Below are 13631 nucleotides of genomic sequence, written 5' to 3' on the forward strand. Positions count from 1 at the left end.
AAGCTGGCTCCGCCCCTCATCTGCCTGCCGGCATCTTCTCCCCGTATAGAGACGGGGAGAAGAAGGACTGCCGCAACGTCCACTCTCAAAAAGCCGCCAGCTTGCGCCTCACCTGCCCCAGAAACGCATCGCGGCTTTTCGGCGTCGAGGTGTCCATCATGTAATGCGCCAGGAACATCGTGCGGCAGCGCCGGGCGCAGAGCGCGCGGATGCCGCGCAAGATGGTCTTGCGGCCGGGATGGCCGACGACATGCGACCACCAGCGCGGCGCACCGCAGGTGGTGATGACGGCGATCTTCGACACATGCGTCATCAGCGGCCTGATCGCGCCCTTGCCCTTGGGCAGTTCGAAAGCGACCTCGGTCGCCCACACCCGGTCGAGCCAGCCTTTCAGCATGGCCGGCAGGCCATACCACCATGTCGGGTAGATGAAGACGATTGCCTGCGCCCATTTCAGGTGCTCGATATGCGCCTCAAGTGCTGGGTCCACCGGCCGGCGGTCATTGTAGAATCGCCGCTCGTCGTCGCGCATGACGGGGTCGAAGTTTTCCGCATAGAGATCGACGAGGCGCGCTTCGCAGCCCTTGGCGTTGATCGCCTCGATTGCCGCGTCGCGCACCGCCGCGCAGAAGCTTTCAGGCACGGGATGGCAATAGACAACCAGCACCCGCATCAGAACGAGTCCATCTGCGCCGTGACCTTCGCCATGAATTTTTCGCGCGAGGCGGGTGTCGAAAGGTTCATGGAATAGTGCGCCAGATAGGAAACCGGCGCTCCCGGTTTCACCGTCGCGCGCAACACCCGCGTGATGATCTTTCGCGGCGGATCGCCAACCAGCAACGCAGCGAGCCGGCTGCCGCCATAGGTGGTGACGGCCGCGACCTTTTTGACATTGTGAAGCGTCGGCACCGTGCGGCCAGCGACCAGCTTGAACGACACGCCGGGCAAGAAGACGCGATCGAAAAAGCCTTTCAGGATAGCGGGATAGCCATAGTTCCACACAGGAAAGGAAAGCACCAGCGCGTCCGCGCGCTGTAGCCGCTCGACATAGCTGCGCACGCTTTCGATATTGGCGGGACTATCGTGATAGCCGATGCGCTCGGCGCGCGTGAGGCGCGGATCGAAGTCTTCGGCATAGAGGTCGCAGTCGTCGACGCTATGGCCCTTCGTCCTCAACCGTTCGACGATCAGGCTGTGAACTGCCGCGCCGAAGCTTGTCTCCACCGGATTGGCGTAGAGGACGAGGATGTTCATGCCTGCTCCCGTCAACCCGCCCGCTGCAAACCCTTGAATAGGAACGTCTTGCCCGACCGGTAGTCGTAGTCGGGATTTTCCCAGGCGATCATCTTGCCGGGATTGAGCAGGCCTTGGGGGTCGGCCTCTCGCTTGAAGGCCAACTGAATATCGTCCGTCTGCTTCATGCCGCCCTCCTCCAGCGTGTAGCGGTGCGGGTTGAAGATCGGACAGCCATTCTCCTCATGCAAGCGAATGATCTCATCGAGCCGCTCTTCGGTGGTGAATTTCACCAACGGCAGGCCGAAACAGGTGATGTTGCCGTCGAAGCGCACGAATTCGAGATGGGAAAACACCTCGCCCGGAAACATCGCGTCCATCTTCTCGACCAGAGCCAACTGGTTCGGGAATGGGTATAGCGATTGGAGATAGGTCATCGCGGGATCGACGCGCAGCGCCCGCAAGGTCGTATGGTTCCAGGCAAGCTCGAAGGTCGGCGGCAGGCCCTTTTTCTCCTCCTCGGACATGCTGGCAGCGTTCATCACGACTTCGCCGCCCTCGCGACGCGTGAAAGCAAGAAATGCGTCGAGCGAATGCGGCGCGACCATCACCAGGCAGATGCTCTGCCCCGACCGGAAAAAACGCTGGTGGCGCTTGAAATAATCCTGCGGCACAGGTGCCGCGATCGGCGTGATGAGCTTGGTCAGCAACCCGTCCTGGCAGCCAAGCGCATTGCCGTAGCGCGCCGCGCCCATGAAACTGTCGAAGCCGACGATCACGTCGATCCAATCGTAGGACGCCGTCAACGGCATCTCGACTTCGACGATGATGCCGTTGGTGCCGTAGGCGTGGGTGACCTTGTGCAGGTCCTCACCGGTGAGGTCCAGAACCTTAGGCTCGGCCTCCATGGTGACGACGCGCAGGCGAATGACGTTGCCGAAATCGCGCAAACCCCCGAAATTGATCGAGCCGACGCCGCCCGACCCGCCGGCAATAAAACCGCCGATGGAAGCGGTGTTGTAGGTGGAAGGGTGCAGGCGCAGTTCCTGGCCTGAATGCGTGCGCGTCGCCCGGTCGATATCGGCAAGGATGGCGCCCGGCCCACAAATGACGCGCCCCGACGCGATCGTGGTGATCTCGCTCATCTCGGCTAGCGACAGCACCACACCGCCCGACAATGGCATGGCTTGACCATAATTGCCGGTGCCGGCGCCGCGCGGCGTTACCGGAATGCCGAGGCGGTGACAGGCGGCGAGCACGCGCACGACCTCGGCCTGGTTCTTGGGCGAGACAACGAGATCGGCGGTGACGTTTTCGAGCTGGCGCTTGAGGACAGGGCTGTACCAGTAGAAATCGCGGCTCTTCTGCTGCGCAATCGCCGGATTGTCTTCGATCTTCATGCCGTCGAGTTCGCGCTTAAGCGCCGAAATGTTCATCATTTCACCATAAGGTCGTCGAGTTCGGCATAGTCGGGCAGTTCGCGCGCAATCGCCTTGCCATCGCGGACGACGATGCGATCCGATTCCGGCCGCGACAGAAGCTCGGTCCAGCTCCGACCCTTGAAAATGACGAAGTCGGCGGCGTCGCCGGCGCTTATGCTGTCCGCTCCGTCGAGCCGCATCACCTCCGCCGGCGACGACGCAACCGACTTCGGCCAGTCGCTCACCGGGTGATCTAAATGCAGGATGCGTGTCGCCATGCGATAGACTTCCAGCATGTCGAGATCGCCATAGGCATAAAACGGGTCGCGGGTGTTGTCGGAGGCGACCGAAACCGGAATGCCGCGCGCCTTCATCTCATGCAGCAGCGTCACGCCACGCCAGCGCGGCGTGGTGCCGTCATGGCGCCGGTCCTGAAGGTAGAGATTGCACATCGGCAGCGACACCACCGCAATGCCAGCACGCGCGACCTTGTCGAGCGTATCCAGCACGTCAGCATCCGGCTGGCGCGCCAGCGAGCAGCAATGGCCAACGAGGATTTTTCCCGCGAAGCTATGACGCAAGGCGGCTTCGGCGATTTTCCTCAGACCGACTGCGGAGATATCGGCAGTTTCATCGGCATGGAAATCGAGGTCGAGGCCGTGATCAATCGCGGTGCGGAACATGCGGTCGAGCAGTTCGTCGAGGTCGGGCACCATATAGGCGACAGCGCCGAGCACGCCATTGGCAGCCGCCACCTGCTTCGCCAACCGTTCAAACCATGCCGCATCGCGCACGCCATCAATGCCGAGCAGGCAGGCCCCCTGCAACTCGATGCGGCCACGCCAGCGCTCGCGCATTTCCTCAAAAACCGGCCAGGAGATTTCTTCCTGCGGCGGCACGCTGTCGATATGGGTGCGCAGCGCCTTGGTGCCGTGCGCATAGGCCGAGCGCAGGGAGAAATCCATGCGCCGGGCGACATCCTCGGCAGTCCAGCGCGCGGCGCGGTCGTTTCCTGTCGCGATGAGCGCACCGGGAAAGGAACCGTCCGGGTTCGGCGTTCGCGGCCAGATATGGCCCTTGTCGATGTGGGTGTGGCAATCGACGAAACACGGCAGGATGATGCGGCCTTTGAGGTCGATGGCGTTGGCGGCTGGTGAAGCGGGCGCAATGCTCGAAATCCTGCCGGCCGCGACAGTGACGTTGGCGAGCGCGAAGCCATCAGTGTCGAAGGAGGCGGCAAGGCCGGGTGTCAGCGAGGAATGCACGCGGGTGTTGGTGAGGGTGTAGTTGCCGGATGTGGGGAACTGGATCGCCGTCATTGCACCGCCCACCTCGGCGAATGAGCAGCAACGCCTCGTTCCTTCGCACCCCCCTCTGGCCTGCCGGCCATCTCCCCCTCAAGGGGGGAGATTAGCAGTATCAACGCTGCCGCCTGCTCAACAGCTATGAAGATTGGCGAAAGCAGTTGTGAAAGCTGATCTCCCCCCTTGAGGGGGAGATGGCCGGCAGGCCAGAGGGGGGCAACGTAGCGCGCAGACAGTCCCATTCTTTCTGCAACCCGCACAGCCACCCTCACCGCTCCTGCTTCAGCGCGCTTTCGTGCCAGCGCCGCAGGATGAGATGCGACACGAGCGAAAGCACGAGGAAGATGACGATGCCGGCAAGCGAGATCAGGATCAGCGCCGCAAACAGCCTCGGTGCGTTTAGCCGGTAGCCCGCCTCGATGATGCGCGAGGCGAGCCCCGACGATTGCCCGGAAGCACCCGCGACGAACTCGGCAACCACCGCGCCGATGAGCGACAGGCCGCCGGCGATTTTCAAGCCACCGAGGAAATAGGGCATCGCCGCCGGCAGGCGCAGATGCCAGAGCTCCTGCCAGCGCGTCGCGCCATTGAGGCGGAACAGGTCGCGCAAATTGCGGTCTACCGAGTTCAGCCCGAGCGTCGTGTTGGACAAGATCGGGAAGAAGGCGACGATCCAGGCGCAGAGCAGGAGCTTGGCCGTCTGGTTGTCGACATAGATGTTGATCAGCGGAAAGATCGCGACGATCGGCGTGACCTGCAGCACGATGGCGAATGGAAAGAACGACATCTCCACCCATTTCGACTGCGCGAACAGCACGGCGAGCCCTACGCCGCCGACGACCGCCAGGAGCAGGCCGAGAAAGGTGATGCGCAGCGTCACCAGCAGCGAGCCGAACAGCAGGGCGGCGTCGTTATACAGCGTCTGCAGCACCACGCCGGGACGCGGCAGGATATATTGCGGGATCTCGTTCCAGACGCAGATGCGGTCCCACAGCCAGATCGCCAGCACCATGATCGCCAGCGGCAGCACCCAGCTGCCGATGCGCTCCAGCCGTTCCCGCCGCAGGCGCCGCGCTTCCTCGGGATCGAGCGTTGCCACGGAGCTTTCGACAGCGGTCATGCCGCCGCTCCGTGTGTGGAGTTGATGGCGCTCACCAGCACGTCCGAGGCCTGCCGGCACAAGGCGGCATAAGCGGGCGATGTGCGGAACGCCTCGTCGCGCGGATAGGGCGCGTCAACCTCGACCTCCTGAAACACCCTGCCCGGCCGTGCCGCCATGACGACGATGCGGTTGGAGAGAAAGACGCTTTCGAAGACGCTGTGCGTGACGAAGACGACGGTGAAGCGCTCATCCTGCCAGAGCTCCAGCAGGTCGTTGTTGAGCTTGAAGCGCGTGATTTCGTCGAGCGCCGCAAACGGCTCGTCCATGAGCAGCACGCGCGGCTTGGTCACCAGCGCACGCGCGATCGACACGCGCATCTTCATGCCGCCGGAAAGCTCGCGCGGCACCGCGTTTTCGAAGCCGGAGAGGTGGACGCGCTCAAGAAGCTGCGAAACCGCCGGTGCAGCATCGCTTCGTGAAACGCCCTTCAGCCGCAGCGGCAGCCACACATTATCGAACACGCTGGCCCAGGGCAGCAGCGTCGGCTCCTGAAAGACGAAACCGACGGAACTCTCCTCGCCGGGCTTGCGCGACCAGTCCAGCGTGCCGGTGGTCGGCGCCGTCAGGCCGGCGATGATGCGCAGCGCCGTCGACTTGCCACAGCCTGACGGGCCGAGCAGGCTGAGGAAATCGCCCTCCCGGATCGTCATGTCGACATTGCTGAGCGCGGTCACGCCGTTGGAAAAGGTCTTTCCGACGGCGCGCAGCGAAAGCAGCGGTTTTCCGCTGCCTTCCATGCCCGGTACTGTTGTCGATGGAACCATTACGTCGGAGCCGGACTCACTTCTTCAGGTCGAGCCCCACGCCCTTGTTGACGAAATCAAGCGTGTAGGCCTTCTTGATATCGAGGCCCTCTGGAATGACCTTGGCCTTGACCATCTTGTCGTAGAACCCTGCGATATGCTCGTCGGTCATGGCACCGATGCCGAGCTTTTCCGCATCGCCTGAATCAACGATGCCGAACTTCTTCATCTGCTCGATCGAAAAGGCGATCTGCTCGTCGGTGATGTCGGGATTGTCCTTCTTGATCGCCTCGTTGGCGGCCTTGTTGTCGCCGTAGAGATAATTGTACCAGCCCTTGGCCGAGCCATCGACGAAGCATTTTACCACTTCCGGCCGCTTGTCGATCGTCTCCTGCATCGCCTCGATCGTGGTCGCGTAGGTGCTGAAACCGTAATCAGCCAGCAGGAAAGTGTTGGGCTTGAAGCCGCCTTCCTTCTCGACTGCGAAAGGTTCCGAGGTGACATAACCCTGCTGGATGGACTTTGCGTTGGCAATGAAGGGTGCCGCATTGAAGGTGTAGGGCACGCGTTTTGCGGGATCGAAACCGAATTCGGTGATCATCCACTGGAAGAAGCTCTGCGCGCCCTCGTCACCCAGGATGTACTGGTCAGCGTTCTTCAGGTCTTCCCATTTGTCGAGGCCCTGCCCCGGATGGGACATCACCACCTGCGGCTCCTTCTGGAAGGAAGCGGCAACGATGCGCAGCGGAATGTTCTGCTGCACGGCATCGAACGCCTGCAACAGGTTGCCGCCCATGTAGAAATCGATCTTGCCGGCCAGAAGCAGCGGCCGGCCGCTGACCTGCGGGCCACCCTGCTGGATGGTGACGTCCAGCCCGCAGGCGGCATAGGTGCCGTCGGCCACGGCCTGATAGTAGCCGCCATGCTCGGCCTGGGCCAACCAGTTGGTCATGTAGGTGATCTTTTCGGCTGCCAGTGCGGTCGATGCGGAAGCGCCAAGAAGCGCGATCACGCCGACGGAGAAGCAGAATTTCCTGTTCATCGACAACACCCCTGTTTCGGCCCGCGCGATTGTCGCCGGGCAATAAAGACTTCAAGCAAGACGTATGCCATTGGCTGTTTGCAGGGATGATGACGCCATCGTGCAATTCCAGCGGCGCGCTTGTGCTGTTTCACCCGGCATCGTGCCCATTTTCTGGGCGTCTGTCCATCATGGTTGGAAAGCATGCACAACGGCTTGAAGCGGGATGCTCAACCGATCTAGGGTCACGGCAACCCGGAGATTTTCATGCTCAGATTCCTCACCCCCAAAACGATAAAACCACCCTTCGCGCGCTACAGCCACGGCGTGGAAGTTCCGGCTGGCAGGCGCCTCGTTCTGTGCTCCGGCCAGCTCGGCATTGGGCCGGATGACACTATCCCCGAGGATGCCGGCGCGCAGGCCGAACTCTGCTTCGCCAACATCGCGGCAATCCTCGGCGAAGCGGGCTTGACGCTGAGGGATATCGTGCGCATCAACGCCTTCGTCACCGACCGAGCCTATCTGCGACCCTATATGGACGTACGCGACCGCCTGTTTTCCGATCCTGCACCCGCTTCGACGCTGATGATCGTTTCCGGATTTGCCCGCCCGGAGTTCAAGGTCGAGATCGAGGTAGTTGCGGCTGGATAAGTCGACAGCGCTTCGCACTGTCGTTAAATGATCCAGAGATTGGCGCTGCCCCTCATCCGCCTGCCGGCACCTTCTCCCCGTATAGTGACGGGGAGAAGGAGGAAGCTCCAGCGCCGGCGACCCCCTCTCCCCGTCCTTACGGGGAGAGGGTAAGGGTGAGGGGCAGCGCAAACCATTATCAAGTTCTTCGGAGTGCCCAGTGGCCCAAGCAAAAAGACGCGTCTGGTGGGGCGACTACAAGACCACCGAATATGCTTCGATCGATCCCGAAGCGACGATCGCCGTGCTGCCGGTCGCAGCAATCGAGCAGCATGGGCCACACCTGCCGGTTTCCACCGACACCACCATCATGAACGGCATGCTCGACGCCGTCATCGCGCGCCTGCCCGACGATCTCGACGTCCGCATCCTGCCGGTGCAGGCGGTCGGCAAATCCAACGAGCATCTCTATGCGCCCGGCACGCTGACCTTGCCGGCGACAACGCTGATCGAAGCCTGGACCGAACTCGGCGTCTCCATCGCGCGGGCTGGCGTGCGCAAGCTGGTCGTCGTCAATTCGCATGGCGGCAACGAGGAGATCATGGGCATCGTCACGCGCGAGCTGCGCGTGCGCTTCGACATGCTGGCGGTGAAGACGAGCTGGCAGCGCTTTGGCCGGCCCGAGGGCATGTACCCGGAACTGGAAGACCGCCAAGGCATCCATGGCGGCGATGTCGAGACTTCGCTGATGCTGCATTTCCGGCCCGATCTGGTCGATATGGGCAAGGCCGAGAATTTCGTCTCCAATGTCGCCAATGCCGAACAGCAATTCGACCTTCTACGCCAGACCGGCACGCATGCCTTCGCCTGGGTTGCGACCGACCTCAACAAGCATGGTGTCGTCGGCAATGCCGCAATTGCAACGGCTGAGAAGGGAAAGCTGACGGCGGAACATCAAGCCGAAGGCTTCATCAGGCTATTGAAAGACGTGCGTAAAGCGAAACTGGCCGACTGGCTGCCCTGATCAGAGGCTCAGTCCGAACGGCGTTCCCTCGAAAGCATCGGCGCCGCGCCCGATCGCCCGGATCGCATCGACCATACGCCCGCCACGCCCGAGAATATCATCAGCCACCGCGATCAGCCGTGGGTTGGGCGTTGCCGAGGGCGAAGCCTGCCTCAGCGTATTCGCCAGTTCGACCTCGTCGCGATGCGGCGAGAGCGCAGAAGCGACGATATAGGCCGACGCCGTCGAACGGCTGATGCCGGCAAAGCAGTGGATGAGCAGCGGCTGCGCGCGATCCCATGTGCCGGCAAAATCGAGCAGGTTGCGCACATGGTCCTCGCCCGGCAAGGTCATGCCTTCCTGCGCCTCGGCGATATCGTTCATGAGCAACAGCAGATGGTTTTCCGGCGCGATCACGGCAGGCCGCGTCAGCGCCGTGCCGGTGTTGAGCAGCGAAACCATCCGGCTCGCGCCGATGCGCGTCACCGTTTCATCGATCTTCGACAGCGGGCAGACATAGATCATGAACGAACCTCGGTGAGATTGCCGGCATGCCGGGCCGCCCATCCTGCGAGGGCTTGTTCCAGACGCTGCCAATCGGCTTCGCTTCCCGGCAGGCCGATGCGGAGCGCGTTCGCATCCCAGCTGAAATTGCGCAGCAGGATACCCTTTTCGCCGAGCGCGATGAACAGGCTGGCCGCGTGAGGCGTTTTCACGAACCGGAACAGGCTGGTGCCGCCGGAGACGATCACGCCATGCCTGGCCAGCAGCGCATCGAGCTGCGCCGCCTCTTCTTGAAGCCGCGCACGCATGGCGTCCTGCCACGATATGTCGGCGAGTGCCTTGATGCCATATTCCAGCGCCTGGCCGGCAACCGCCCAAGGCCCGAGTTCTGCGTCGAGCCGTTCGGTTAGCGGCTTTTCCGCAATGGCAAAGCCCAACCGAACACCGGCAAGGCCAAAAAACTTTCCGAAGGAGCGCAGCACGACGAGACCGCCCTGCCCGGCATCACCGTCGACGCGCTCGGATTGCGGCCCGACATCCATGAAGGCTTCATCGACCACCAACAGTCCGCCTTTAACGTGCAACGCGGCGGCGAGATGAAGAAGCTTCTTGCGCGCAATCACGCGCCCGTCAGGATTGTTTGGGTTGACGACGATGGCCAGATCCGAATCGTAAAGCGCCTCGAAATCGCGAACTTCCGACACCGTATGACCGGCAATCGCGCAGGCCCGCGCGTGCTCGGCATAGGTCGGTCCCAGCACCAGCGCCCTGCCCGGTTTCACCAGCGAGGCGACGCGTGGCAGCAATATCTGCGTGCCCGGCGCGGATACGACATTGGCGGCAGAAGCCGCGCCATAGGCGCTTGCCGCAATCGCTGCCAATTCGCGCGCACGGCCCGGCTCCGGCAGCCGCGACAAGGCTGTGGCAGGGAGATCGAAAAGCGGATAGGAGTGCGGATTGATCCCGGTCGACAGGTCGATCCAGGGCAGCGGCGCATGCGGAAACAGCGCTGCCGCCCGGCCGAGGCTGCCGCCGTGATCGGCCACCGCCGTCACCGAACTCCTGTTTTCCAGCGCCATGTTCGTCCTGCTCGCCTTCCTGTCGCTTCTCGTCGAACTGGGTCTCGGTTACCCGGATCGGCTGGTGCGCGCAATCGGCCATCCGGTGATCTGGATCGGCCAGCTCATTTCTTTCCTCGACACGACCCTCAACCGCGCCACCCAATCCGACGCATCACGCCGCATTTGCGGCGTGGTGGCGCTGATCGTGCTGATTGCCATCCCGGCGGGCATCGCATTTTTCCTTGAAACGCTGTTTTCGCTTTCGGCTCTTGGCATCGTGGCGTCAGCCCTTCTCGGCAGCACATTGCTTGCGCAGCGCAGCCTTGCGAGCCATGTGAAAGCGGTCGCCGATGCACTGGATCGCGGCGGCTTGCAGGCCGGCAGGCGCGCCGTGTCGCAGATCGTCGGCCGCGATCCCGAACGGCTCGACGAGGCAGGCGTCAGTCGTGCCGCGATCGAAAGCCTCGCCGAGAATTTCTCCGATGGCATCGTCGCACCCGCCTTCTGGCTCGGCATCGGCGGGCTGGCCGGCGGCGTCGCCTACAAGGCTGCAAACACCGCCGATTCGATGATCGGCCACCGCACGCCGCGCCACGAAGCCTTCGGCTGGGCGGCTGCCCGCTTTGACGATCTGATCAACCTGCCCGCATCGCGGCTCACAGCGCTGTTGCTGGTCGTTGCCGCGATGATTGTGCCGGGAGCGAGCGCGGCCAATGCATGGCGCAGCGTCTGGCGCGATGCCTCCAAACACCGCTCGCCCAATGCCGGTTGGCCGGAGGCTGCAATGGCCGGCGCGCTCGGTCTGTCGCTGGCCGGCCCGCGCGTCTATGGCGGCGTCATGGTCGAGGATGCGACGATGGGCGACGGGCGGCGCGAGGCGAACGCCGCGGATATCAGGCGGGCGCTGCGGCTTTATTGGACGGCGGATGGGTTGATGGTGGTGGGGTTTGGAGTGTTGGCAGGTTTGGGTTACGTGCTTGGATAAAGAGGCACCCCTACCGGCACGCTTGTATTCCTTCGCGCCCCCCTCTGGCCTGCCGGCCATCTCCCCCACAGGTGGGGAGATCAGCTGTCATCACGACTTTCGCCAATCAGAAACGCCGCAAGGTGAGCGGGGCAACGAAGCTGCTGATCTCCCCACCTGTGGGGGAGATGGCCGGCAGGCCAGAGGGGGGCGCCGTAGAGTGCTACCTATGCGAAGAAGGGAAACGGAACAGCGCCCCTAAAACTCAATCCCCTGCTGCGCCTTCACCCCGGCCGAAAAATGGTGCTTCACCGAGCCCATTTCGGTCACAAGATCAGCAGCCTCAATCAGCGCCGGCTTGGCATTGCGGCCGGTGACGACGACATGCAGGCCCTCCCGCCGGTTCTTCAAAGTCGCAACCACGCTGTCGAGGTCGAGATAGTCATAGCGCAGCGCGATGTTGAGTTCATCCAGCACGACGAGGCTGATCGACGGATCGGAAATCAGCTCCACCGCCTTGGCCCATGCGGCTTCGGCAGCAGTGATGTCGCGCTTGATGTCCTGCGTCTCCCACGTAAAGCCCTCGCCCATCGTATGCCAGACCATGCGGTCGCCGAAGGTGGCGAAGGCATCCTTCTCGCCGGTGTGCCAGGCGCCTTTGACGAACTGCACGACGCCGACGCGCTTGCCGTAGCCGAGCATGCGCAAAGCAAGCCCGAAGGCGGCCGTCGTCTTGCCTTTGCCGGGGCCGGTGTTGACGATGAGCAGCCCCTTCTCGGTGACCGTCTTTTCGGCCACCTCGGCGTCCTGCACCGCCTTGCGCTTGGCCATCTTGGCCTTATGGCGCTCGGCTTCCTTTTCGTCGATTTCTTTCATCTCATTTCACCTGCATCGGCAGACCCGCGACCATGAACAACACGCGGTCGGCGCGGGCAGCGATCCTCTGATTGAGCCGGCCGGCGGCATCGCGGAATTTCCGCGCCAGGGCGTTGTCCGGCACGATGCCGAGCCCGACCTCGTTGGCGACGACGAACCACGGACCGCGCGGCTTGGCCAGAACCGCCTCCAGCCGTTCGCTTTCGCGTTCCAGATCATGATCGACCAGCAAATGATTGGAAAGCCAGAGCGTCAGGCAATCGACCAGCAAGGGCTGCCCATCCGGAACCCCGGTTATGGCGTCGGCAAGATCGAGCGGCGCATCAATCGTCTGCCAGCCCTCGGCGCGGCGGTCGCGGTGCAGCGCAATGCGCTCGACCATCTCGTCGTCGAAAGCCTGCGCCGTGGCGATGTAGGTCCAGGGCGCAGGGAATGCGGTGGCCAGCCGCTCGGCATGCGCGCTCTTTCCGGAGCGCGCACCGCCGAGCAGGAAGGTCAGCGAAGTGGCGTCAGGCAAAGCTGTCGCGCAGGCTGGTCGCCGTTCCGGTGAAGCGTCCGCGAATGACGCCTACGGCAGCACCCAGTACGACCCAGAAGATCAGGTTCGTGACCGTTACGGCGACCACGAACTGGTGATGCAGATCCGGCGGGATCGGCGATTCATGGCTGGCCGGCTGCGGCGCGCCGAGGAGATGCGGCGCGACCATCAGCGCAACGCCAACCAGCGAAAACGCCAGCGACGAGCGGAAGGCGATCAGGCCGAGGCCGGCAGCGGTCGCAACCACCGTGCCGATCCACCAGACCTGACGCGCGGCAAGATCGGCCGCAGGCATAGCCGGCAGTTCCGGCGGCAGGCCGAGGCCCGGCGCCAGCGTGAATACGGCAAAGCCGGCAAAACCCCAGAAGATGCCCTGGCGCCAGTTGGCGATGCCGCCGGCGAGTTCCGAAACGGCGACCAGAACCAGCGCGAAGCCGATACCGGTGACGATATTGGCGAGTGCCGTGAAGGCAAAGCGCTCGAAGCCGTCTGCCGGCGCCCAGCCTTCTTCCTCATGCTCGTGCGCGGGTGCTGCAACCTCAGCCGCCGGAACGGCGGTTTGTGCACTATCGGTTGCCGGCGCAGCATGCTCGTGGCCACCGCCTTCGGCGTTCTCGAAGGTTTCCGCCTTGAGGATCAGCGGAACGGTCGCATAGGTCTGCATGGCCGTCATGACGATGCCGGACAATAGCCCTGCGATCGCCGCGATGAACACGACGTTACGAAACAATGTCATGGGAGCGGTCCTTCGTTAGTGGCAGGGAAACGCCATCGAGTGGCGATAGTCGTGGCCGGCATTGTGGACGACTTCCATATGCGAGAAGCCGACGAAGCCGATAACGAAGAGGCCGAGCAGACCGGCCATTGCCAACTGCATCGAGCGCGCGACTGAGCCTGCCGATGCGCCGAGCGACGAAGAAACCGTGTTCATTTCCAAATTCCTTTCACCCTCCACCCGAGGGCACCTAGAGTTTCCGACGTCGCCGGCAGGTCTCCTGGCTTGCGGGTCGACACCCTTCCCCGCCTTCCCGAGAAAAATCTCAGTGGCATCTGGGGAGAGTTCGCCGCGCACAGTTGCGGGGGCAGCCGCGGCTTTGGGCAAAAATTGCCCGCACCGCATTCCCTATTGATTCCTCACGGAACCGACGACATCGGCGACTATAAGGATAAA

The 13631-nt window shown here is 63.0% G+C and carries 16 protein-coding genes and 1 riboswitch; of the genes, 3 read left to right on the forward strand and 13 right to left on the reverse strand.

Features of this window, described 5'->3' with window-relative positions; all coding sequences use genetic code 11:
- Positions 1-85 precede the first annotated feature (85 nt).
- The 7 genes from G6N74_RS07055 to G6N74_RS07085 form a co-directional block, all read right to left on the reverse strand.
- Positions 86-673, reverse strand: coding sequence for an NAD(P)H-dependent oxidoreductase (locus tag G6N74_RS07055; RefSeq protein ID WP_165115794.1), 588 nt, complete (start codon positions 671-673; stop codon positions 86-88).
- Positions 673-1254 carry an NAD(P)H-dependent oxidoreductase gene (locus G6N74_RS07060; protein WP_165115796.1) on the reverse strand — a complete coding sequence of 194 codons (582 nt, stop codon included), beginning with the start codon at positions 1252-1254 and terminating at the stop codon, positions 673-675. The genes G6N74_RS07055 and G6N74_RS07060 overlap by 1 nt, the downstream gene beginning before the upstream one ends.
- Positions 1255-1265: 11 nt before the next feature.
- Positions 1266-2669: an FAD-binding oxidoreductase gene (locus G6N74_RS07065; RefSeq protein WP_165115798.1), complete on the reverse strand. Its 1404-nt coding sequence runs from the start codon at positions 2667-2669 to the stop codon at positions 1266-1268.
- Positions 2669-3973: a cytosine deaminase gene (locus G6N74_RS07070; protein ID WP_165115800.1), complete on the reverse strand. Its 1305-nt coding sequence runs from the start codon at positions 3971-3973 to the stop codon at positions 2669-2671. The genes G6N74_RS07065 and G6N74_RS07070 overlap by 1 nt, the downstream gene beginning before the upstream one ends.
- A 253-nt stretch (positions 3974-4226) precedes the next feature.
- Positions 4227-5078 carry an ABC transporter permease gene (locus G6N74_RS07075; protein WP_165115802.1) on the reverse strand — a complete coding sequence of 284 codons (852 nt, stop codon included), beginning with the start codon at positions 5076-5078 and terminating at the stop codon, positions 4227-4229.
- A complete protein-coding gene (locus tag G6N74_RS07080) occupies positions 5075-5884 on the reverse strand; it encodes an ABC transporter ATP-binding protein (RefSeq protein WP_165115804.1) in 810 nt (269 codons plus the stop codon). Before G6N74_RS07080 ends, G6N74_RS07075 begins: the two co-directional genes overlap by 4 nt.
- Positions 5885-5900: 16 nt before the next feature.
- On the reverse strand, positions 5901-6905 hold the full coding sequence (locus G6N74_RS07085) for an ABC transporter substrate-binding protein (protein ID WP_165115806.1): 1005 nt from the start codon (positions 6903-6905) through the stop codon (positions 5901-5903).
- 246 nt (positions 6906-7151) lie between these two features.
- Between G6N74_RS07085 and G6N74_RS07090 the strand changes: the two genes are divergently transcribed.
- Entirely contained in the window at positions 7152-7535 is a 384-nt protein-coding gene (locus G6N74_RS07090; protein WP_165115808.1) for a RidA family protein, read from the forward strand.
- 199 nt (positions 7536-7734) lie between these two features.
- The gene (locus G6N74_RS07095) at positions 7735-8538 is read left to right on the forward strand and encodes a creatininase family protein (RefSeq protein WP_165115810.1); all 804 of its coding nucleotides are present in this window, start codon (positions 7735-7737) and stop codon (positions 8536-8538) included.
- Here the strand turns inward: G6N74_RS07095 and G6N74_RS07100 are convergent, their stop codons facing one another.
- Both G6N74_RS07100 and cobD read right to left on the reverse strand, forming a co-directional pair.
- Positions 8539-9042, reverse strand: coding sequence for a tyrosine phosphatase family protein (locus G6N74_RS07100; RefSeq protein WP_165115812.1), 504 nt, complete (start codon positions 9040-9042; stop codon positions 8539-8541).
- Positions 9039-10100, reverse strand: coding sequence for a threonine-phosphate decarboxylase CobD (cobD, locus tag G6N74_RS07105; protein WP_165115814.1), 1062 nt, complete (start codon positions 10098-10100; stop codon positions 9039-9041). Before cobD ends, G6N74_RS07100 begins: the two co-directional genes overlap by 4 nt.
- On the opposite strand from cobD, the gene cbiB reads away from it, so the two are divergent.
- Entirely contained in the window at positions 10099-11067 is a 969-nt protein-coding gene (gene cbiB, locus G6N74_RS07110; RefSeq protein WP_165115816.1) for an adenosylcobinamide-phosphate synthase CbiB, read from the forward strand. The two genes, cobD and cbiB, sit on opposite strands and share 2 nt — an antisense overlap.
- 237 nt (positions 11068-11304) lie before the next feature.
- Here the strand turns inward: cbiB and cobO are convergent, their stop codons facing one another.
- From cobO to G6N74_RS07130, 4 genes are read right to left on the reverse strand one after another with little or no spacing between them, the layout of a single operon-like run.
- Positions 11305-11922 (reverse strand): cob(I)yrinic acid a,c-diamide adenosyltransferase, encoded by a 618-nt coding sequence (cobO, locus tag G6N74_RS07115; protein ID WP_165115818.1) that lies wholly within the window; start codon positions 11920-11922, stop codon positions 11305-11307.
- A gap of 1 nt (position 11923) precedes the next feature.
- On the reverse strand, positions 11924-12439 hold the full coding sequence (gene cobU / locus G6N74_RS07120) for a bifunctional adenosylcobinamide kinase/adenosylcobinamide-phosphate guanylyltransferase (RefSeq protein WP_165115820.1): 516 nt from the start codon (positions 12437-12439) through the stop codon (positions 11924-11926).
- Positions 12432-13196, reverse strand: a complete 765-nt coding sequence (locus tag G6N74_RS07125; RefSeq protein WP_165115822.1) for a CbtA family protein — start codon at positions 13194-13196, stop codon at positions 12432-12434. The genes cobU and G6N74_RS07125 overlap by 8 nt, the downstream gene beginning before the upstream one ends.
- Before the next feature lie 15 nt (positions 13197-13211).
- Positions 13212-13391, reverse strand: a complete 180-nt coding sequence (locus tag G6N74_RS07130; RefSeq protein WP_165115824.1) for a CbtB domain-containing protein — start codon at positions 13389-13391, stop codon at positions 13212-13214.
- Between the two features lie 37 nt (positions 13392-13428).
- A riboswitch (cobalamin riboswitch) is annotated at positions 13429-13622 on the reverse strand.
- Positions 13623-13631 lie beyond the last annotated feature (9 nt).

Source organism: Mesorhizobium zhangyense (genome assembly GCF_011045115.1).
Taxonomy (GTDB): domain Bacteria; phylum Pseudomonadota; class Alphaproteobacteria; order Rhizobiales; family Rhizobiaceae; genus Mesorhizobium_M; species Mesorhizobium_M zhangyense.